Origin of the sequence: Flavobacterium facile, assembly GCF_036321945.1 — a bacterium.
Classification (GTDB): domain Bacteria; phylum Bacteroidota; class Bacteroidia; order Flavobacteriales; family Flavobacteriaceae; genus Flavobacterium; species Flavobacterium facile.
Genome location: NZ_JAZAYT010000030.1, coordinates 117,997 through 138,275 on the forward strand (window position 1 = coordinate 117,997; position 20,279 = coordinate 138,275).

Consider the following 20,279-nt stretch of genomic DNA (forward strand, 5'->3'; position numbering starts at 1 on the left):
ACTATTGATTGTTTTTAGTTCGTTCTGCGGGTGGTGTATTTTGTTGCAATTCAGGAACATTATGAAAAAATCCTATTTTAATATTCTTATCAGGGAAATTTGCTTTCAATGCATAATTCAATGGTTTGCAAATTATCATTTCTTGAATATCAACACCTGTATTCAAATAATTAAGTAAGGCATATATTTGCTCGCTTCCGCTATTTGATTTACCCGAGTCAGTCATATTCGCTAAAACTGGATGAATATTTACTCCTGCTGATATTGCTTTGTCCGCTTTATCTGAAATTAATATCTGTGCTTGAACAAAGTCTTTTACCTTTTGGTCAAGTACTTTTATTTCCCAACCTTCTTCGTGCAGTTCATGTCCTTTTACAACCATTCCTCTAGTGGTGTGCAAAAATTTACCCGCATTTGCGTCTCCAGATAAAACTTCACCGATTTGTTTTAAGAAACTATTTTCGAATTCAGTCAACATACTTTCATCGTATGTTATATTTTCATTTCTACACTTATCCTGAAGCTGTACTCTTTTCTTATCCCAAAAACCTGCAGGAGAAATGATATGGTATTTAAGATTTACTGCATTCATCGAAAACGCTTTAAATATCAATGGCACAGCAGTACTACGATTAATCCATTCTAATGAACCATATAAATCAGGCACAGTGTAATAATCTGTACAGAATGAATAGAAGTTGCTATAAAATATTGAGTTCTCAAATTTAAATGGATAATTGAAATTGAATAGGTTATAGGCTCTTGTTTCTGAAATAGCATTAATGTGATTGAAGTTCCATGTACCAACTAATACATGGGTAGGTTTTTCTTCAGTAGCTTTTCTTAATCTTGCTAATCTTGCTCTATCAGGGTTAACATGATGCAGTCTGTTAATAGATGGCTTACCTATACGATTACCTCTATTTAATTCAAATCGTGTGAATGTACCCTGTAGATGTTGGTAGTCAACACAGCATTGCAGTAAGTAATCTACAGCGCCCCATGAGTCCAACCATTTCTGTACATCTTTATCTTCAACTCTTTTTCTTACATCCTTTCCATCTTCTGTTATAGTGTCAGTATATAGCTTAGGTCCATTGCCCCAAAGTAGTTCTGTTTTCCTTTTTAGAAAGCCAGGAACATTATAACTATTATCAACAGTATCTTTTATTAATTTAGGTATATCGTTGTTTACTCCATAAGGATATACAACATACTCACCGAAATGATTCTGGATGTTATTCCATTGTAAGTTACTAATAGGTAACGTAGTATTAAAGTCTCTTGGAGTTGTTCCTGCTACTTGATAAGTGAATGCTACATTAGCTGTCTCAACGATTTTACCTGTACTATGGTTAGTAATGTTCATGCTTTTAAGGTTTTATCTTATAATTATTAAATGATTGAATCAACGACAAGCGGAAGAACCTTGGCGCTTCCTCTTGGTCTAAGTCAACATAAGCTATCAATACTTTAGCGTATTCACTCTGGTCGTCACGTAACCCCATTCTTAACACTGCGCGCTTGACTTCTTTCAGTCCGTCTGTTTTATCTTTTGTTTTATTGTATGAGTTGAATGTAAAAGAAAAAGGAACTCCTATCTCTGAATACCTACGCATCATAAACAACGCTTCGTATGGTGTTGCGGTCATGTAATTACCAATTATGATACAAGTTTAGTATGATAATATATTAAAGAGTGTAACGTGACAAATTATTGAACTTACAGTTGGTGGGCTTCGCCAATTGGTGGGCTTCGCCCTGCTAGTTGGTGCGGTCTGTCATATTTCTACTTTTTCGCCCTTTGATGTAATTACCAAACGAGAACTTAGCGGGGCGCGCTTTTCTTTCAAACAAATAACCTTAACCATTTTTTTTATATGGTTAGGTCGTTGTTTTTCAGTTAGTTAGTTTTTTGTTTTTGTTTTAAAGTGTGTTTTTTGCATTCGCTTTTTATGTGTTTTTACCTTATTTAGAAAGATTTTAAATATATTATTTATGTCATTGTTTTAGTGTTTTTGTGCTTAAAATAGTTGTGTGTAATTACCGTTTTTTGTATCTTTAAGTATTGATAATCAAATAAATAGTAACATTATGAGCCAAAAAGAGCAAGTGAAAAAAGCGGAAGAAGTTGTAAAAAATGATGCAACGTTAAAAGTGGTTGAAACTCAAAAAGCAACCGTAGAAATTAAAAAGCCTATAATTTCACAAGAAGAAAAAAACAAGGCAAACGAGGAAATAATTAAAATGTTACATCCAACAGCAGAAGAGAGACTAAAAAGCCTTGAACAAATGAGAATTTTAGGAGACAAATTCACGTTTTTAAAAACAAAACAGGATGAATTGGAAAAGTTTATGTTGTCAAGTGATGGAACAAAAGAAAAAATTTCTTTAAGTAATGCAAGCGGTTTTAATTTTGAAGTTTCAAATTCTCAAACCATCGAAAAAGTTTTAGAGGTAATATCTTCAGATTTGAAAATATTTACCGAAAGAGCAGACAAAGAAATTTTAAATTTCTCAATCTAAAACCTTTTTAAACATATAACGCCACGAGTGGAAGTCGTGGCGTTATTTGATAACCAAATAATATACACGCCATGCAGACACGTACAAATTTGAACGACAAAAATAGCGCTTTTAAGTTAAGCACGCAAGTAAATAATATACTACACGAAAAAGGGTTTTCTTTCCTTTTCAATTACAACGATTATAAATATTTCAAAGCACAGGTAAACGACGCATTTAACAAAGCGGTTGTAATTGCTGAAATGTTTATAGAATACTACGGAGACAATAACAACGATTTTAGCGATTATGTTTTTTAGGTTGAGGAATTGCACAATTTCGTCTTTAGTTGTGCGCCCACGATGGAAAAAAGCATATATAAAACCAAAAATAACGATTTCGGGGAATTGGCTAAAAGATGCAGGATTTCAAACAGGCGAAAAAGTAGAAATCCAAGTTTATAAAAATAAATTAATCATTACGAAAAATGAGTAAAAGAGATAAATTAAGAGAACTTTCCAAACTCGCAAAAAATAAAATGCAGTTAGATTGTGAAGGTATGAGTGTAAACGAAATTTTAATTCAAGAATTTTATACAAACGAAGAACACCAAATTTTTAAAACTTTCCACGATTGGAAAAAAGAAGATTTTTTTGTAAAAAAAGGAGAAACGGCTTTTTTAATTTGGGGAAAACCCAAAGCATTAAATAAAAAAGAGCAGGCAGAACCAAACGAAGACGAAAGCGAATTTTTCCCGATTTGTTTTCTTTTTTCTAACGCTCAAGTAAAACAAAAAGATGCTTAAAAATAGAGAAGTACCACAGGAGTTAAAAAATTTTAACTCCTTATTTTTAGATTTTAAATATAAATATGATTTGAATATTATTTTTGATGACCTTCTAACAATTATTATTTGTGCACTTGGTAGAGAAACACAAGAAAAATTATATTTTGAAACAATAGCGAAATATACCAGAGAAGAATTAAATATTTTTTGTAAACTTTTCGGAGAGCTTTTAATAATTTATGAAACAAATATTTCCGCAGGTTATTGGTGCGACACATTAGGGGAGTATTACGAATGTTTAGCGGGTAATTATAAAAAATCTAATTTTGGGCAATTCTTTACACCAAAAGCAATTTGCGATTTAATGGCAGTTTTTGTAATAGATTCAAACGAATGGGGGAAAAATATAAACGAGCCAGCGTGCGGAAGTGGTCGGTTTATTTTAGCCGCTAACCACAAAGCAAAAGGCAATTATTATGTATGTGAAGATTTAGACCCAATTTGTTGCAAAATGACTGCAATTAATTTGTGCCTACATGAAATAAGGGCAGAAATTCATTGTCATAATGCTTTATTAATGGATAAACCCCGCTTTTCCTTGGCTATAAATTACGAATTTTGGAAACATAACACAAAGTGTATTTTGTTTTATCCTAACGCTTAAAACGGCTTATTTAAAGCCGTTTTTCTTTTATAAAAAAATTCCGCCACTGGGGTGGCGGAATTGCTTTCTTTTTCTTTTTTTTTTAAAATACTATCGTATTTCTTTACTTTCTATCGATTGAAGTAAAAACCCATCTTTAATATAGAAATTATCACCCTTTGGAAGTTGAATATCGAAATTAACCTCAATAACAGTCTTACCATGACTAGTATCAACCTCTAAGATACCATTTTCAAATGATTTTTTTATTTCATTAATAAAATTTGTTTTCACGACAGATCTACCACCAACAAAATATAATCCATTATCTTTTGACATACTTTATCTTTTTTATTAATTGAATTCAGTTTCTCCTGCAGATAATTCTATTAGCTTTTCCTTTTCTTTTGAAGATAATTTCATTGTGCCTTCAAACCTAAGTGTGAAAATTTCTTTTTTAAAATCATTTAAAGAATCTTCATTTATAAATGTAGGATTTATAACTAATTCAGCTCCGTTTTCAAAAATCAAAAGCACATTTTTGTTTGTATTTGGAATATCATTCATAATATTACTTTTCAATTTCAGACAATCTACTTTCTTCAACAATCTCATAAAGCGCACAACCGAAAAGTAATTCCGCACCCGGTTGTTTATAAATTGGAAGTTCGTTTTTAATTTTAGCAATAGCATCAAACTCATTTACTTCGTTTACTTCCATTACTTTCCAAATAATTTGACAGAATGGAGCTATAGTTTCTAAATATTTTTCGCCTTGTTTTTCACGAAAAGCATCCCTTGCTGTTTTCAAAATCAATAAACTTGAAATTGTTTTTCTTTTTGTACCAATTAATCCCATCTAAATATATTTTTAGTGTTTACTTTGATTAATATTTTATTTTCATTCGCAAACCTTCTAACTTCAAACTTATAACCTAGTTGAATAGTCATTGCTTTTTCAATACACATCAAATCTTCAATTTCAAATTTCAAATCTTCAGTTTCATTTATTATATAACTAAAAATATTTTCTTCTCTGTTTTTAATAATTGCATTATGAAAAATCATCATTAATTGATGAATTAGTTCTTTATGTTTTGAAACTAATCCGGCATCTTTAACTGATCCCGAAAAAAATCTTCTATCAGTTTCATTAGAAATTCTATTTTGAATTTGTATAAATTCATCAATTTTATTTTGACGAACTAACTTTTCCCAAATTTTATTACTTTCAGCGCTATCCATAACTTGTTAAAAATTAAGTTATTCAAATATACAAAATTTTACTTAACAGACGGGTCCACACCAACATAAATAGTGTGAATGTTAATTCGATTAAAGAAATCTTCGCGACAAATCCAATATTTAAAAGCATCGGAAAAGTTAGTAGAAAACATTGGTCTGGAAGCTAAAGGAAGTTTCTCAGACGATTTGTCTTTGTGAATTGTTCTTGAACCTAATCTATCTGTTTTTACAGTGATTTTTGTTAGTTTTAAAGAATTCGTCATACACGGACATTTCAATTTATCAATTTTTAAAGTAGGTAATCCTGGAACCATATTTCCCATCATCGATTTAGCTAAATTAAATTCTTCTTCCTGATAAATATTTCCTTGGCCAACATTCATTAAACGAACATCCCAACCAGTTGGAGTTCCATCTGGATGATACATAATTGCATTCATCAAATATGTAGCCTTATCTTCTTTGATTTTCGCATTGTTGTTTCCGGAACGGTCATAATACATATACAAAACTTTGTATCTGTGTTCTTGATAAAATTCACGGAACTTTATTCCTAAAATAGTTTCATCTTCTGGATGTAACGTATAAAATTCTTTCAAAGCGTATAAATAGTTCCCACGATATTGTCCAGAAACCATTGAAGACATATCTCCAAAATCCACACCGCACTCCATTGGACTATTTATATCGTAGTATTTTGCATTTAAAGATTTGCATCCATCTACAACACCTCCTAAAATATCAAATTGATTAAAATAAGACAGATCAGTTCCGTCTTCGTAAAAATGTTGTTCGCCTAAATGAGAATAGAATTTTTCGCCTTTAGAAACATTAATTTTAAAAGATAAAATTGCCGATCTAAATTCTTCAGGACCTAATGCTTTTAAAGTTGATTTAAAATAATTATCAGTTAAGTTGTCCAGGTTAACTAATGAAGAAACTGCATAGAAAAAAGTACTATCTTTTCTAATTCGTGTATAATATTCATTCCATTGTCGATATGCTTTTTCTAATCGTGTACGTTCTGACACAATTCCCATTTGCTCATTGGCCAACATTTCACGTTTAATATCATTCAAAACTAAAGCAGCTTGTAACGCAAGTTCTATTTGTTCGGAATCCATTTCCTTTTCCATCTGCAAAATCCAATCATCATCCGTTGTCAGAAGATTTGGCATATCGGTAGTAAATGTATTTCCCATGTAATATGGAGAATGTCCAAAACGAACAAATTCACCACGCAAAGCAGGAGTAGAGCGGTCTAGTTTTTTCTTTTTTAATAATCTGGCTTCATCACCAAATCTGTGTTGATACGAACCACCGGCTAATCCAGATGGCTGGTCTAAACTTCCCAGATTAAACATATTCCCTGTAAATGTGGAAATAGTATGTTTGTAGTGTAATGGCGGTTTGTATGGAAGTTTGAAATGTGCAGGCGGTCGTTTATCGGTAACAAAGTGAATTCCTTCACGCCATCCCATTCTTTGCCAACCTTCAATTAAAGCAGGTAATACATTTGTTAAAGCATTCATGTAAGTATCAGCCACAAACATGGAATAACATCCTTGCATATCATAACAAATATGCTGTGAACGTTGGGCCACAATTCCAGAAGTTTTAGCTAGTGCACGACCACCAATAAAATATAAATCTTTCGGACGAATTAGATCAACTAGCATTTGTGCCTTGTTGACTAATTTTCCATCTACGTTTTCATCCTTAATTTTTACGTGGATTCTCTTTGTCATTTTGCAAGGCTTTAAAAGGTAGAATATCGGCTTCTTGGTACAATCTGTTTTTTTCCGATTCAGTTAATTCAGGAACTTTGTTATCAATAAATTCCTTGATTCTATTTCTGTCAACTTTTGGCAATCCTAGAGCTTCAGCATCAGAAGTATAAACCACCCATTTTGGAGTAAATAATTCCGCAGGTAATTCTTCTTTTACTTCTTTACCACCGCCACGAATTTCGTAAGCATCTTTTATCAGTTTTCCAACAGCTCCTGCGTCTTTAACATCTTTCACGGCCATCATTGCCAAATTGATAAGTTTATCCATTTTTTCGGCATAAATATTTTGCCAAGCTTCAATAGAAACTTTCTGATCACAATAAAAGAATTCGCGAGCTTCATTTATGACTTGCTTCGCCTTGTATTGCGATAACTTATCAGTAATTACAAGTGTTTTTACAATTAAATTATCGTTTGGATATTTATCAAAACGAATTAACATCCCTCTAACTTTATCTAAAAGTTCTAAATATTCAGCGACTCCAACAGGAGCGGCATTCGGATTTCCGTTTTTTAAAAAAGATTGGATATCATCCAAACTCATGCTTTCAATTATTTCATTAATCTTCTCCAAAATACACGAGTTTTTTAAGGTTTTCGAATTCTAATCTTTCAGATTCTTTCATGAATATTTGAGCAGCTGTAATATTTCCGCCTTCAGCATGTTCTTTTTGCTTAGTCATGATCGCTAAAGTAGTTGCCAGTTTTCCTGCATCATAAGCCTGTCGAACCTCACTATCTTTATCATTAAAATGCTGAAGAAATATTTTTTTATCCATACACAACTGAAGTGCAATTTCGCCAGTAGCAAAATTACAAGCAGCCATATCTTGTATGGTTTGAATTTCGGATTCATCTAAATGAACTGGAAGTAACTTATTCATCTTGATTTTTTGATTTTATCATTAAAAAAATACCAACCAAAAAACAGACAAATGCAGAAAAGACTAACGGCCTAACATCTGTGTCATTTTTTTTAAAATCAGAAATAATACCAATTAAAAAACCAGTAATTATAAATAACAAACCAAAAACCGAAAATGCTTTTTTCATACTTAGTATTTTATCATTTTAATAGTTGTAAACAGCTGTAATCTGAAATCGTAAAGTCCTTTACTATTTGCAAACAAATACTGCTCGTAATGTGCGTTTTCTGCCCAATTTCCAGAACCTTCAATAACGAAATGGAAATCGTGTGTTTTCATCAAACAAACTTTAGCATGTGACCAGGCGTATAAAACTTTCATATTCGGTCTGGATGTACACATTGCTTTTAAATTGTCAATTGTTTTTGGATTTCGCTTGATCATACTTTCAGAAATTAAAAGCGTGATTTGCTCAATCATTCCTTTATCGTGCATTTCAATTAACGCATCAATAACTCTTGATGAAATCGAGTAGGTGCAAGCGTATAATTCTTTTATTGGATATATTTTCGCAACAAATGGAATAAAAGTAAATGCATTAAAAGCTTTGTCTGTTTGAAGAAAGAAAAACTCATCTTTCGTCGGAACTCTCATCAAATCATTTTCTAAAGATTCTATCTTTTGAAAGTGTGACGCAATGTATTTAGATGTCCAAACTTCGTTGAGTTTTTCTTCTTTTTTTACTTCTTTTGATTGGTTGAAATCAAAAAATTTATTTTTTTTCTCCAGCATCAACTACACCTGCTTTAGCTTTTACTAAACTTAATTTGTATTTTCTGTCTTCAATTTTGGAGTTGATTTCCGCAATTTTAACCGCATCATCCTTGTGCTTTTCTAATTGCTTTTTTTGTTCAGTAAAGAATTTAGAAGTTGCATTGATATATTTAAACAATTGCTCGTTTGTCATTGTTTCAACTTCTTTTTTGATGTTATCTTCACGGAAAATAGGATGCTTACCTAAAATTTCATTTGTAGTTGCATAATGATTTAATTCATCCCACAAAGCTCTGTTATCAGAAAAAGCAAAATCGCATTCAGCAGTAATATATTTCAATTCTTCTGGAGTCGCTTCTAATTTTCCTTCGTTGATTTCTTGAAGCTTTGCATGTAGTTCTTTGTGCTTATTATATGTTGCAATTCTTTTACCTACGACAACATATAATATTTGTGGGCAATCAGGATTATTTAAGAAAGGAAATTCCGCACGTAAACTAGTTTCAGTTTCAGTATTTACACCTGCATCTAATTTTAATACTTTTCCTGCAGTATCTACTGGCGTTTCATCAACATCAATATTATTTATGTATGTATCAATAAGTAAAGGATTTTCTTCAAGTTTTGCAGATAAAATATCAGACATTGAGAAATCTTTGTTTTCACTAATTACTAACTCAATATTTTCATTTTTAAAAGTTTCAAAATAACTCGTTCCAATAGCAACAGATTCTTTTAATGGTTCTGAATTTTCAATTAAATCTTGGAACTTTTCAAGCAAAATAGCTGCTTTTAAAATCGAATCCTTTGTTTCTTCAGATAACTTTTCAAAAGCATCTGCAATTGTATTTGTCGAAGCTATAACTTTTTCAGTTATAGGTTCAGAATTTGAAAAAACATCTACATCTGTAATTTCGTAGGCTTTTTTCAAATCATAAAGTAAATTCTTTAAACCTTGCTCTGAATAACCTCTGCGGTTATAAGAAGCTTCATTTATTTTGTTTTTTTTCGATGAATTTCGATATAATTCAAAAGCTTTATTGAATTGTTCGAAAGGACTTTCTGGAAGATCTCTCAAAAAGTCTAATACTGGTTTTTTTAAATCTGACATGTCTTATAAATTTATGTTAGTAATTACAAGTAGCTAATTTGGTAATTACATTTTTTTAAATGTGTAACGTGACAAATTATCATAAAAAAAAACCCTTTAAAATAAAGGGTTTTTAAATCAACTCAAAAATAATATAACTAACTTCTGTTTACTTCAATTAAGTAAGTTATTGCACCAGACTTGAAAACTCGTAAGTTAAATACAGCATTTTCTAAAGCTACCCAATTAGTTGAACCGGCCAATATAACATGAACAGTATTAGCTCCTCCATTAGATAATGTTGCAGGATTCGCACCACCGTTTCCAATTAATGTTACAATTTGTCCATGCTGTAAAGTTACAGGCTGATTAAATCCAATTTCTGTAGCTACTGACGTTGCAGGAATTTTGTACATAAGTCCATTGATAGGATTTAAACTAATATTAGTCGCGTCAACTACATCAAATGGTTCAGCAAAAACAACAGCTCCGTTATATTCTTTAGGCACAAAACCTGATTTTGCAAACGGCTCAAATGTTAATGTCCACATTCTACCGTCATTGTTGTCCTGTTTAGCAGCTTTTAACTGAAGTGGTGCACATGGCGTACCCATAACTTCATAGTGATTTTCACCACAAGCTTTATGCATAGCTACAACATTTCTACCAGTCCAGTACTGAACAAACTCTTTAACTTCTGTTGAATTACCCGGATGCTGCAAAACCAACTTAGCCTTAAACGACATAGTATCTTCGTCTCCTTCTGTCTCCATAGGTGCATCTGTTTTCGATTTTGTTGAATAAACAGTAACCATGTTGGTTCCGTTTTTCATAACAAAACTACCCTGCATAACTACACCTTTTTCATCTGATATTGGGAAAACCGCAATATCTTCTGCTTCCATAATGATAATTTCATTTTTTGGAGCAGCAGAACCAGGAGATGAACTCCCGGTTGCTTTATTTAAATTTATTTTAAACATAATTTATTGATATTAAGCTTAATTATTTATTAAGCGATTAAACGACTAGTTTCGTACCAAATACCATTTACACGTGTAAGTGTAATGTAATTCGCAGCAGCTCCAAGTACCGCATTAGAAGCAACTTCTACTAAACCTGCAACATCCGCAACAGTGAAATCAACTCCAGCAGCATCAGTACCATAAATTGTAATTGATTTACCATCAACACCATTTAAAATGGTTGCTAAAGTTGCGCTTGCCGCACCACCATATCTAAATACTGAAGTACCTTTTACATCAATTGAATTTGTTGTAAATGTTTTATCTGTTTCTGCAGGAGCTGCAGGACCAGTTGTAGCACTTAATTTTTTCAATTTTAAATCTTGTTGAACTACTAGTGTTAATGTACCACCTGTATTCAATTCGAAATCTGCACCAAGTATTAAGTTCGCGTTATTCTTAACTTTTCTCGCAGCTGATAAAGTTTCTAATCCTGTAATCGTAACGATTTGTCCAGGAACAACACCTGTAATGTTAACGATGTCCTGACCGTAATCGTTTTGAACGATTTCTAAGTGTGGATAAAAGAATGGAAACTTGAATGAAATCGTTGTCGATTTTGGATCAAACAATGGAATTCTAGTTTCAGATGAGAAAACAGGAACTGAGTTAGAATAAACCATTTGGAATTCGAATTCTTTTGGCTCACCTGCAGTATATTTTCTACCAACTTGTACGAAGCGGATTCCTTCTTTGAAATCTGCAAACATGTTAGTATCTCTTTTATCTCTAGTTACTGTTAACTCTCCTTTTTCGTTTTCACGATAGTATAAAGTTTCAACATTTTTAGATTTAGTAATACCAATAAATAAAGTATCTGTTTGGTCAACTAATGGTTGAAATTTAAAGTTCGGATAATTTAACGGAGAAACTCCTGTGTAATTAGATTTACCTTGATCAGTTGCATAATGTAAAGCGTAAAACTCTCCAGCTCTTTCTTTATACCACAATAACATATCAGTTGACATTTGAATTTCCCAACCTTGCTGATTTCTTTTGTTCAAAGGAATCATTTCAATCATTGTTTTTACATAATCAACAATGTTCTCTTTTGTAGGTTCTCCAATATCAAACGCTTTGTATTTTTTCTCAATATCTCTATAGTAGTACCATAACGAACGTAATCCATTTTGTGAATTAACATTCATACCAGTTAATTCTTTTGGAGTTTTAACGAAAATACCGTTAACCATAGCGATACGAGAATCTAAAACAGCTTGTTTGAAATACTCACCTAATAAGAATCCAACGAATGTAGTTTTCCATGGGTGAGAACCGTCGTTACCATTCATGAACGTTATCCAACTTTTTTCAATTTGTTTTAGTTTTTCACCAGTTAAAGTAATGTCGATTTTCTTATCATAAACTCGACCTTCTTCTGTTTCGATAACAACTTCACCTTTTGGATTCCATCCGCCGTTATCACCTTGAGTAATTTCAGAAGGAGCAATTAAACCATTGATAACTCTATCAATAATACCTGATTGAGTTCCCCAGTCTTTTGGTAATCCTTCAAAATCATCAAAAATTGATTCTAAAACTGTTGGGTTTTTTCTAACGAAGTGCTCAATATCACCTTGTAACAAAGGAATATCAACTTTGTCATTAAAATTAGAAACACCTGCAGTTAATCCAGCAGCTCTTTTATTCCAAGAACGACCTTCAAAAGCGTCGAACTCAAATCCAGATGCATGTAAATGCGTAGATGAATGTTGTTTCATTTGTTTACCACCGTTTAATTTGATTACTTTTCCAGTGTCTCCAACACCTTCACCAACCAAGGCTTTAAATTTTGCTTCCCACTTCTTGTTTATAGCTGAAATTTGTTCATGAAGTGGTGAATTTGCCGCTTCTGGTTCTTCCGCTCCTGTTCCTGGAGCATTTTCTTCTTCTTCTAAAGCTAAAGCTTGTCTTGCAGCTGCCAGTTCATCTTGAATAGCTTTTAAATCGAAATTCGTGCTGGCAAAAGTTTCTAACTCTTTGTTAATTGCCGCTCGAACATTTTCATAGTCTTCGCCCAACGCCGCTTTAGCTTGAGCTTCTTGTTCTGGAGTTAACTCCATTTCTTTCTTTTCGGCATTAATTGGTAAATCAGTTAAGTTAAACATCGTTAACAGAAACGCTACCGTTTTGCCCATAAATTTCCATTTCATAGAATAAAAAATTAAAAATTAAACATTGGTTTTTATAGTGATTTAAGTTCACTCAAAATAGTTAATCGTGCTAATGCTTCTGGAATAGTACCAACTTGTTGAGCAAACCCAACTTCAATGGCATCATCAGCATAAAACACTTTCCCAGTTAAAACACCAGGTACTTCCTTTTTTAGATTTGGATTTAAACGAATCATATCCGCTTGAAATCTTTTAGCTAACGGAGAAAGCATTTCCGTTTTTATTAAATCAAATTTTCCTTCTAGCGCTAATCTTACAGGAAGATTTTTATCTTCACTTTCATTAGCATAAACGGCAACTTTTTCAAGCCCATTCATTTCCATCCATTTCTGATCATCTAAATAAGAAAGCATAACTCCTAATGAACCAGCATTAGCAGTTATATTATTTGATGCCCAAACAAAGTCCGGTTGCATTCCGTATGCTAAATACAAGTGAGCAGAACACATTTGTTCGTAAACAATTCCCAATGGTTTCTTTTTATCTCTGGTATTTCCAAAATTTAAGAATGGAGAAATTGCAGAAACTGCACCGCCCGGACCATCCATAAAAATCAATATTGCTTTTATGTTTGGGTTCCTGTTTAACTTTTCTAATGAAGCTACAATTTCATCAGCACCATAAAACCACCAATTTCCGTAAGTAGAAATAGGGCCTAACATATTTACAATTGCAGTTGAACCTTCTGGAATTTCTACAAGCCCATCTTGATTAGGTCTAACCGGATTGTTTTCATCATCAAATAATTCGATGAAATTTTTTGCTTTTATATCTGCACCAACTTTTTTACCTTCAACAATGTCTTTGAAAATAGGGTAGAAGTACTTATAAGCTTCAACGTTCATAGCCCATTGACCCTTATATAAATCAGTTATAAATTTATCTACACTCATGATTTTATTTATTTAAGGAATTAATAAAAGATAACAACCACTTAAAGCGTTTGTTTAAGTAAAGCAAAACAGCAATCACTATTAGAAAAAGCCAAAACAGACAACTAGAAAAGATTGAACCACTTTTTTCTTTATTTAGATTTGCTTCCGAAACCTTAGACTCCACACTGTTGTGCTTGGACAAATCGATTTCTAGTTTAGAATCTGTTTTTGATTGGCTTTCTTTTTTAGATGTTGCATCTGTGTTTTTAGTACTGGTTGTTTTTTTTGATTTTCCAGAACCTTTATATTTTGTTGAACCTGTTTTTTTGCCATTGGCATCATAATTAGTTACTTCTAATTCTTGGCCATCTGAAACTTCAATTTCGTTTGTTTCTTCCACAACTTTTTCAGTTGCTTTTGTTGCTTCGATGATTTTAGTTTCTTCAACTTTATTTTCAGTAACTGAAGAATCAATTTTAATTTCCGATTTAACTTCAGTCGTAGATTTTTGCTTTGATTTTTTCAAACTTGAGCAAGAAGCTAACGGGAAAAATAAAACTGAAAGCAGAAATAAAATCACAATGATTTTAATTCCGATCATAATGTGTTTTTTCATATTATCTGTTTTTAGGTAATTTTAATTTGTGATATAAAGGATTGTGTTTTTCCATTAAAAAAGCATATTCTTTATATGCATCATAAGAAGGACATTCTTTAATACGCTCCCACGATTCAATTGCACCGTTTTTATTTTGGTCTGTACTAAAATGATAATGACCTACAATCATTACATCCTGCAAATCGTTTCCATCATCACTAAGCCTATCAATTATTTCTAAATGAAGTTTTATAAGTGCGTTTTTTTGAGCTTGTGTACGTGTGTCTTTTCCTTTATAAATTGGTTTTTTTGCAGTTCCAATATTTTCAACTCCACCACGATAACAAATATGAATAGCCTGTTTATTAAAGCCAGCTACTCCGTTTGTGATATCATTGAAATCAGCTAAGTAGTGTACGGTTCCATCAAAATCAACCCAAGCATAATAACCAGGAGAATTCCAACCCAAAACTTCTTTCCAATATTTCTTCATGCTTTCAAGCGTACCAGTACCTGCTTGGCAATGGTCCACAATATATCTAATGTCTTTAGCTCTGTTTTTCATTCGTCAATTCTTTTACATTAAAATTTTGATTGAAACTTTTAATCTTATTCATAAGTCCAACTGGAGGAAATTTACCATTAGTAACAATCGACATATTAGCCCAACATGACGCAGCTGGATACATGAAAACAGAAAGCCTTAAAGCCATAATTAAACCGTTGGATAAAATATTTTCACCCCCTAAAAAATGAGGTAATGCTTCTCCTAAATACCCACCAAAAATTATCATTGCAACTTTAACAAGAAGTCCTTTTGCGTTTTCTTTCCATGAGAATGTTTTACATTTTATGTGTTTAAGAATTCCAACCGCCCAATCACATAAAACCGCACCCATTATAATCCAAATTGTAATGACATTACTTAAATACCAATTTGTTAAATTTTCAAGCAAAAGAGCAAACGGAGAAAATGTACTACCTAAAATAACACTCGATTTTAGTTTAGCTGATAAGACACCTTTGTGAATAATCACAACGTGTTTTATGAAGAATGTTTTTAAAGAAAGAACCATGCTAATTTTTTTACGAAATTGAGTAAAAAAATTAGTAAAGCGTGTGAAGTGAAATTTCTACAAAAAGCCTAAAACATTATTACTAGAGCGGATTTGAAATCTACTCAAGGCTTTTTTTTTCTTTTGCTCGTAGTACATTTTACGAACGCTTTCAGATTCGAAACCATATTCAAGTAAATTGTATTTTTCCATGAATGCATTAACGCCAAATCTTACAGGTAAACGTCCTATTTTGCAACCTTCAATAAAATTTACGATTGAGATTCTGAAAATATCTTCTAATAAATTATTGATATCTCTTACCTTATCAATTGGCAACATTAATTCATTCTTTACACCTTTGCTGTCAATATAAATAGTTCCGGTAAAGGTGAAAGTTTTTTGAGTATTTACAGATAAATACAAAATGAAGTTGTCATTTGGCTTTCCTTGGTTTTTAATTTCGTAACCAATGTGCGTATATAAATAGTTTGCTAATGACGAGGATGGAAGCAATCTTATCATCTTTGCTTTTTGTCCATCGTATGAAGCTGTTGTTCCTTCCATTTCTTCAAAAAAGAATGGTATTAAATGATCTCTTAATTTAACTGGAACAATCTCTTTTGTCATTAGTTTTATTTTTTTATAAGCGTTTCGTAAATTTCAAAAAACAAAAATCTATCTTCTTTTGTGCAGCGTTTTCCTTTAATCAAATATATATACGGCGTCCAGAACGGATAGGTAAGTATTAGCAAACTAAAATTTATCCAGGACAAAAACCCTTTTCCAGTTCGTTCCATTTCTTTAGCGTATAGCCAATCAGAATAGAAACGAACATACCAATTAGCTGATGTTTTGAAAATTATATATAAATAATCATGAAGCATTGCATTAATATCTAGACCAGGAATATGATATAAATCTTTTACAATTGTAGCCCCATCAAATTGTTTAGGATTTTTGCAGAAATAATTGAAAGCTTTTAAATAAATATTAATTTCACTAGTTGAATAATAATTAATATTTAGATAAGTAATTAAACTTAATTTTCTTATATGTAAAGCTTCAGCGGACTGAAAAAAATATTCTGATTTACTTCCTAGCATAATTTAATTACCTATAAATATTTGATCAACATCATCTTGTGAAAGTCCTTCCATTGTTGCTACTAAATTCAAATCGGCGTCATGACGTTCGAATGTTCTAGCAGTGATATATTTTACTTTCGCTTTTGCTTTTTCTAATGGCGGAAACATAGAGTCTGGAATTGAATCTATATCATCAAAAATATCTTGATCCGATATGTTTCTTTCTAACAGCCTAAGACTTAATGCCATTTTTGAAATTTCTTGAGGAACTAATGGTTTACTTGCTTCTAAAATTTCTTGAGGCGTTGCACCTTCTGTCCAAATTTCATTATCAAAGTTCCATTTCTTACGTGTAAAAACTCCTTCACAAATTGGAACTTCAATTGCGCCTTTACTTTTTTCTTTTAATATTGCAGTTTCATCTTGATACAATCCAAGACTAAACCCTTCTGAATTTACTAGTTGTATCATACTTCCTCTACTTCAATTATTATTAATGGGTTTTGAATCGGTGCATTGGTCGATCCTCCAGTGTTTATAAACAGCTTATTACAGCTGCCTTTTTTCAAGATATAATCATTATCTACATTACTATCACTCATTGCTTTATTTATCCCACCTCCGCCACTAATACTATTTGTTTCTCTAGCAATAATAACTCTATCAGTTACTCCGCTTCCAGCAAACGAACCAAAAGTACTTGCAAGTTTAAAATTCAAAATAGCTAATTCTAAATTATATGTAAGACCATTATTAAAAGCATGTACATATACATTCTTAACTTTACAATCAAAAGGAACTCTTTCGGAAAATGCATTATAAAATGCTGCAAAATTATCAGATGGCGTTAATGTACTTAATGGTCCATAAGGTTGATTATATTTACCGCCGTAACTATTTACATAAAACCAGTAACCACTGGCATTACTGAAGTTACCTCCAGCAAAAGAAAATTCTATAAAGTGAGTTCTTTTACTAACTCCAATTTCACTCACAGGTTTCATGCCCTGAGTTCCATCAGCATTTTTTAAATAAACTTTCTCGACATCAACTGTCGAAACTTTATCTAGTTTTTCAGATGTATCACCCCAACTTTTAAAAAAATCAATTACATTATTAGTCATTACCTTAAGCAAAATTTTCCCATTATTAGGAAAAATAATACTTGAACCACTATCAAAATTAAATGGAAGAATTGCTGTTAAATTATTGTGTTTCAATTCAATATTATGACCGCTTCTGTTTATTAAATAAATTGGTTTGCCTTTATGTGGCCATTCTGCCAACGTTGGATTAGCGTCTAAATCTGTAAAAGAAAATCCTTTAACAGAAGTCAATGAACCTGTTAACTCAATTGTGCTAAAACCACTTACGTTAAAAGGAATTTCAACATTGGCACCTGAAGCATTGAAAGTATAAACTTTGTCGTAATCTTTTTTATTGAATATATTTCCTACAGTTGGAGTATCAGGTTCACCAACTTCAGAATCGTTAACAGGAATAAAAGTATAATCTATAGTATTAACTGGTTTAGATTGCGCAACTGGATTAGCTGTAAATTCTACACCTTGAACTCTGACAAAATTATTAGTAGTATCTAGAACAATTCTGTCGGTTCTTACTTTTCCTGTCGCGCATAATGGAATAGTAATTTCTTGATCTGTAGGATTTGTATAATTTAATCCGTTTATATTCCATTGCGTTCCAGCATTCCCTTTAAAAATCTGGCCAACTTTTGTGAAACTGTTGTTTACAAAAATTGTGTTTATAATTGCTACGTTAGTAGAAGCTTCTTTTAGTTCAGCTAAACCTGCAGTCATTTTATTTATTTCTTCTGCACTCAAATATTTATCTAACCCGAATTGCTGAAAAAAGGCTAACAATTCTGGAGTATTTATTTTTTCGGGTATGTTTAATGGAAATACTGACATATTAATTAAAATGATAATGGAATAAATACTGGCAATCCGAATGCGTTTAAATTTGGAGTATAACCAGATGGAAAAATGCTAGATGTTTCAAACGATACTTCGCAAATTTGTTCGTTTTGTTTGATTTTCATTTTAGGCCTTGCGTTTTGGTTGAAGTCATTTCTGCCAAAAACTATATCTAAAGCATTGGTTTGTTTTAGTTTAATAAATTTTACCTTACCTAAAAGATTAATTCTGTTTGATCGTTGTGAATCGGAATTTGGAAAACGAAAAGTTACTTTCTGCTTATATGAAGTACCAGAACTAGATTCATTACTTTCTTCATCGAAATTTATTGAAGCAAGTGAAGCGTATGCTTTTTGAAAATCATAGTTTTGAAATGTGCTATTATAAAACGGCTGCCATCCACTAATATTGGATGGCACAACTGTAGAATTAAAAGATAATTCTACACCGCATAAATGAATATTACTTACCACTCTATCAAGTAATTGCATACTGAAATTTTTATTTCAAATATACTAAAAAGTATTTTAATATCTACTAAAAAGTAGGTATTAAATAAGTATGTAAATCTTTTAAAATTCTTGAAAAGTTCACTAAAAAATTGTAATTCTGTAATTTTTGGTTTTAATCGTTGTAATTAATTGATTTTAAAGTAGTTATAAAATACAATTGTTTTGTAATTCAGAGGAAGAAGATAAATTCATTTTTGTACGCTTTCTATTTATTACATTTTTTTTGTAATTACTATTACAAAATTACAACTAAATTGTAATAATAAATACTAGATTCTTCGGCACATTCCACCATATATTACAAAATTACATTTTTGAAACGTCTTTTAATTTGTGGGGGTGGGGAGTGGGAAAAGTCGCGTTTTTGGCCGTAAGTAATTTAATAAATGAACGGTTCTGCGAACCTGTTTTTTTTCATTGGCAGAGCCAATGATTGTATTGTGGGTATTTTATAAAGGAACAGCCCAAAAAAGGGCTGTGTTTTATTAATTATCAGCAGAGCTGATAATTGTATTCGTGAAGTATTTTTCGGAGAACCTGGCGTCTGATTTTATCTCATCCCTTATTTGGTTTTCGTGTTTTGAAATTGAATTGATATAGAATTTACGCTGCTCAGCTAAATAGTAAATATCGATGCAGATTTTCATACTAAAGTTTATTCCGGAAGATTGTAACCATTTTTAAAATTCGTGTCGGAAATGAGCGATATACGCTTCGTGGTATTCTTGTTCTTCGTACTCTAAAGAATAATTTGATTTAAGTTGTATGTCGAGCTCGAATAATATCATGCGACAAATTTAAAAAGAAAAACCACTCGATGGAGTGGTTTTATTTGATTTTACTTATTGTCACTTAAATTATATTTAATAATACGCAATTGTGAATTTTATAAGTCGTTTATTTTTAGATAGTTGAAAATGCAATTTCGTCAAGCGATATGTTATAGGCAAGCAAAAAGCCAATCATTACGGATAAAGATTGGATTTGAAATATTGGAAATTAGATGTGTTTAGTTCTTAGGCAGTTTATCAACTCTTCTTCCGAGTTGTTCCATTGCTCTTTCCATTGCTAAATTTAAATCAGTTTTACTTTCTTTGTCTTCAAAGAAGAAATTAACTCCAATTGCTTTAGAAATTTTTAAGAAAGTTGGTAAAGTTGGAGGAAATTTACAACTGAAAAAACGGGAAGTATGAGCAGGAGCAATCCCGCTTAATTCTGAAACTTTTAAATTTGATAGTTTTTTTTGTTGTCTGATTTCGTCAAGAAGTAAAACGAGCAACTTCCATTGCTCGTTTTCATTTTTATTTTGTTCCAT

The 20,279-nt window shown here is 31.7% G+C and carries 29 protein-coding genes; 5 read left to right on the top strand and 24 right to left on the bottom strand.

Going from position 1 to position 20,279, the window contains the following annotated elements:
- Position 1: 1 nt before the first annotated feature.
- Both UEQ13_RS05725 and UEQ13_RS05730 read right to left on the bottom strand, forming a co-directional pair.
- Positions 2-1,369 carry a hypothetical protein gene (locus UEQ13_RS05725; protein WP_329805405.1) on the bottom strand — a complete coding sequence of 456 codons (1,368 nt, stop codon included), beginning with the start codon at positions 1,367-1,369 and terminating at the stop codon, positions 2-4.
- Positions 1,370-1,373: 4 nt separating this feature from the next.
- Entirely contained in the window at positions 1,374-1,652 is a 279-nt protein-coding gene (locus tag UEQ13_RS05730) for a hypothetical protein (protein ID WP_329805406.1), read from the bottom strand.
- Positions 1,653-2,094: 442 nt separating this feature from the next.
- On the opposite strand from UEQ13_RS05730, the gene UEQ13_RS05735 reads away from it, so the two are divergent.
- From UEQ13_RS05735 to UEQ13_RS05750, 5 genes are all read left to right on the top strand, one after another.
- A complete protein-coding gene (locus UEQ13_RS05735) occupies positions 2,095-2,526 on the top strand; it encodes a hypothetical protein (protein WP_329805407.1) in 432 nt (143 codons plus the stop codon).
- Between the two features lie 71 nt (positions 2,527-2,597).
- Positions 2,598-2,825 carry a hypothetical protein gene (locus UEQ13_RS05740; protein WP_329805408.1) on the top strand — a complete coding sequence of 76 codons (228 nt, stop codon included), beginning with the start codon at positions 2,598-2,600 and terminating at the stop codon, positions 2,823-2,825.
- Positions 2,815-3,000, top strand: coding sequence for a SymE family type I addiction module toxin (locus UEQ13_RS15510; RefSeq protein WP_407934649.1), 186 nt, complete (start codon positions 2,815-2,817; stop codon positions 2,998-3,000). The genes UEQ13_RS05740 and UEQ13_RS15510 overlap by 11 nt, the downstream gene beginning before the upstream one ends.
- Complete coding sequence (locus UEQ13_RS05745; protein WP_329805409.1) at positions 2,993-3,310, top strand: ArdC-like ssDNA-binding domain-containing protein; 318 nt, start codon at positions 2,993-2,995, stop codon at positions 3,308-3,310. The genes UEQ13_RS15510 and UEQ13_RS05745 overlap by 8 nt, the downstream gene beginning before the upstream one ends.
- Positions 3,303-3,956 (top strand): N-6 DNA methylase, encoded by a 654-nt coding sequence (locus tag UEQ13_RS05750; RefSeq protein ID WP_329805410.1) that lies wholly within the window; start codon positions 3,303-3,305, stop codon positions 3,954-3,956. Before UEQ13_RS05745 ends, UEQ13_RS05750 begins: the two co-directional genes overlap by 8 nt.
- A gap of 90 nt (positions 3,957-4,046) precedes the next feature.
- Here the strand turns inward: UEQ13_RS05750 and UEQ13_RS05755 are convergent, their stop codons facing one another.
- From UEQ13_RS05755 to UEQ13_RS05860, 22 genes are all read right to left on the bottom strand, one after another.
- Positions 4,047-4,274: a hypothetical protein gene (locus UEQ13_RS05755; protein WP_329805411.1), complete on the bottom strand. Its 228-nt coding sequence runs from the start codon at positions 4,272-4,274 to the stop codon at positions 4,047-4,049.
- Between the two features lie 15 nt (positions 4,275-4,289).
- Positions 4,290-4,502, bottom strand: coding sequence for a hypothetical protein (locus UEQ13_RS05760; protein ID WP_329805412.1), 213 nt, complete (start codon positions 4,500-4,502; stop codon positions 4,290-4,292).
- A 4-nt stretch (positions 4,503-4,506) separates the two neighbouring features.
- Positions 4,507-4,794, bottom strand: coding sequence for a hypothetical protein (locus UEQ13_RS05765; protein WP_329805413.1), 288 nt, complete (start codon positions 4,792-4,794; stop codon positions 4,507-4,509).
- Entirely contained in the window at positions 4,785-5,180 is a 396-nt protein-coding gene (locus UEQ13_RS05770) for a hypothetical protein (RefSeq protein WP_329805414.1), read from the bottom strand. Before UEQ13_RS05770 ends, UEQ13_RS05765 begins: the two co-directional genes overlap by 10 nt.
- A 38-nt stretch (positions 5,181-5,218) precedes the next feature.
- Positions 5,219-6,928 (bottom strand): hypothetical protein, encoded by a 1,710-nt coding sequence (locus tag UEQ13_RS05775; RefSeq protein WP_329805415.1) that lies wholly within the window; start codon positions 6,926-6,928, stop codon positions 5,219-5,221.
- A complete protein-coding gene (locus UEQ13_RS05780; protein ID WP_329805416.1) occupies positions 6,900-7,544 on the bottom strand; it encodes a hypothetical protein in 645 nt (214 codons plus the stop codon). The genes UEQ13_RS05775 and UEQ13_RS05780 overlap by 29 nt, the downstream gene beginning before the upstream one ends.
- On the bottom strand, positions 7,531-7,854 hold the full coding sequence (locus UEQ13_RS05785; RefSeq protein WP_329805417.1) for a hypothetical protein: 324 nt from the start codon (positions 7,852-7,854) through the stop codon (positions 7,531-7,533). The genes UEQ13_RS05780 and UEQ13_RS05785 overlap by 14 nt, the downstream gene beginning before the upstream one ends.
- Positions 7,847-8,023: a hypothetical protein gene (locus UEQ13_RS05790; RefSeq protein ID WP_329805418.1), complete on the bottom strand. Its 177-nt coding sequence runs from the start codon at positions 8,021-8,023 to the stop codon at positions 7,847-7,849. The genes UEQ13_RS05785 and UEQ13_RS05790 overlap by 8 nt, the downstream gene beginning before the upstream one ends.
- A 2-nt stretch (positions 8,024-8,025) precedes the next feature.
- A complete protein-coding gene (locus UEQ13_RS05795) occupies positions 8,026-8,628 on the bottom strand; it encodes a phospholipase D-like domain-containing protein (RefSeq protein WP_329805419.1) in 603 nt (200 codons plus the stop codon).
- Positions 8,609-9,721 (bottom strand): hypothetical protein, encoded by a 1,113-nt coding sequence (locus tag UEQ13_RS05800; RefSeq protein ID WP_329805420.1) that lies wholly within the window; start codon positions 9,719-9,721, stop codon positions 8,609-8,611. Before UEQ13_RS05800 ends, UEQ13_RS05795 begins: the two co-directional genes overlap by 20 nt.
- 137 nt (positions 9,722-9,858) lie before the next feature.
- Positions 9,859-10,683: a hypothetical protein gene (locus UEQ13_RS05805; protein WP_329805421.1), complete on the bottom strand. Its 825-nt coding sequence runs from the start codon at positions 10,681-10,683 to the stop codon at positions 9,859-9,861.
- Between the two features lie 29 nt (positions 10,684-10,712).
- Positions 10,713-12,878: a hypothetical protein gene (locus tag UEQ13_RS05810; RefSeq protein WP_329805422.1), complete on the bottom strand. Its 2,166-nt coding sequence runs from the start codon at positions 12,876-12,878 to the stop codon at positions 10,713-10,715.
- A gap of 32 nt (positions 12,879-12,910) precedes the next feature.
- Positions 12,911-13,792, bottom strand: a complete 882-nt coding sequence (locus UEQ13_RS05815; protein ID WP_329805423.1) for a Clp protease/crotonase-like domain-containing protein — start codon at positions 13,790-13,792, stop codon at positions 12,911-12,913.
- 4 nt (positions 13,793-13,796) lie between these two features.
- On the bottom strand, positions 13,797-14,390 hold the full coding sequence (locus tag UEQ13_RS05820) for a hypothetical protein (RefSeq protein WP_329805424.1): 594 nt from the start codon (positions 14,388-14,390) through the stop codon (positions 13,797-13,799).
- 1 nt (position 14,391) lies between these two features.
- Entirely contained in the window at positions 14,392-14,937 is a 546-nt protein-coding gene (locus tag UEQ13_RS05825; protein ID WP_329805425.1) for a peptidoglycan recognition protein family protein, read from the bottom strand.
- Complete coding sequence (locus UEQ13_RS05830) at positions 14,921-15,448, bottom strand: hypothetical protein (protein WP_329805426.1); 528 nt, start codon at positions 15,446-15,448, stop codon at positions 14,921-14,923. The genes UEQ13_RS05825 and UEQ13_RS05830 overlap by 17 nt, the downstream gene beginning before the upstream one ends.
- Before the next feature lie 57 nt (positions 15,449-15,505).
- Positions 15,506-16,057, bottom strand: coding sequence for a hypothetical protein (locus tag UEQ13_RS05835; protein WP_329805427.1), 552 nt, complete (start codon positions 16,055-16,057; stop codon positions 15,506-15,508).
- Between the two features lie 5 nt (positions 16,058-16,062).
- Positions 16,063-16,533: a hypothetical protein gene (locus UEQ13_RS05840; protein ID WP_329805428.1), complete on the bottom strand. Its 471-nt coding sequence runs from the start codon at positions 16,531-16,533 to the stop codon at positions 16,063-16,065.
- 3 nt (positions 16,534-16,536) lie between these two features.
- Positions 16,537-16,986, bottom strand: coding sequence for a hypothetical protein (locus UEQ13_RS05845; protein WP_329805429.1), 450 nt, complete (start codon positions 16,984-16,986; stop codon positions 16,537-16,539).
- Positions 16,983-18,446 (bottom strand): hypothetical protein, encoded by a 1,464-nt coding sequence (locus tag UEQ13_RS05850; protein WP_329805430.1) that lies wholly within the window; start codon positions 18,444-18,446, stop codon positions 16,983-16,985. Before UEQ13_RS05850 ends, UEQ13_RS05845 begins: the two co-directional genes overlap by 4 nt.
- Before the next feature lie 5 nt (positions 18,447-18,451).
- Complete coding sequence (locus UEQ13_RS05855) at positions 18,452-18,943, bottom strand: hypothetical protein (RefSeq protein WP_329805431.1); 492 nt, start codon at positions 18,941-18,943, stop codon at positions 18,452-18,454.
- A gap of 1,030 nt (positions 18,944-19,973) precedes the next feature.
- Complete coding sequence (locus UEQ13_RS05860) at positions 19,974-20,279, bottom strand: helix-turn-helix domain-containing protein (protein ID WP_329805432.1); 306 nt, start codon at positions 20,277-20,279, stop codon at positions 19,974-19,976.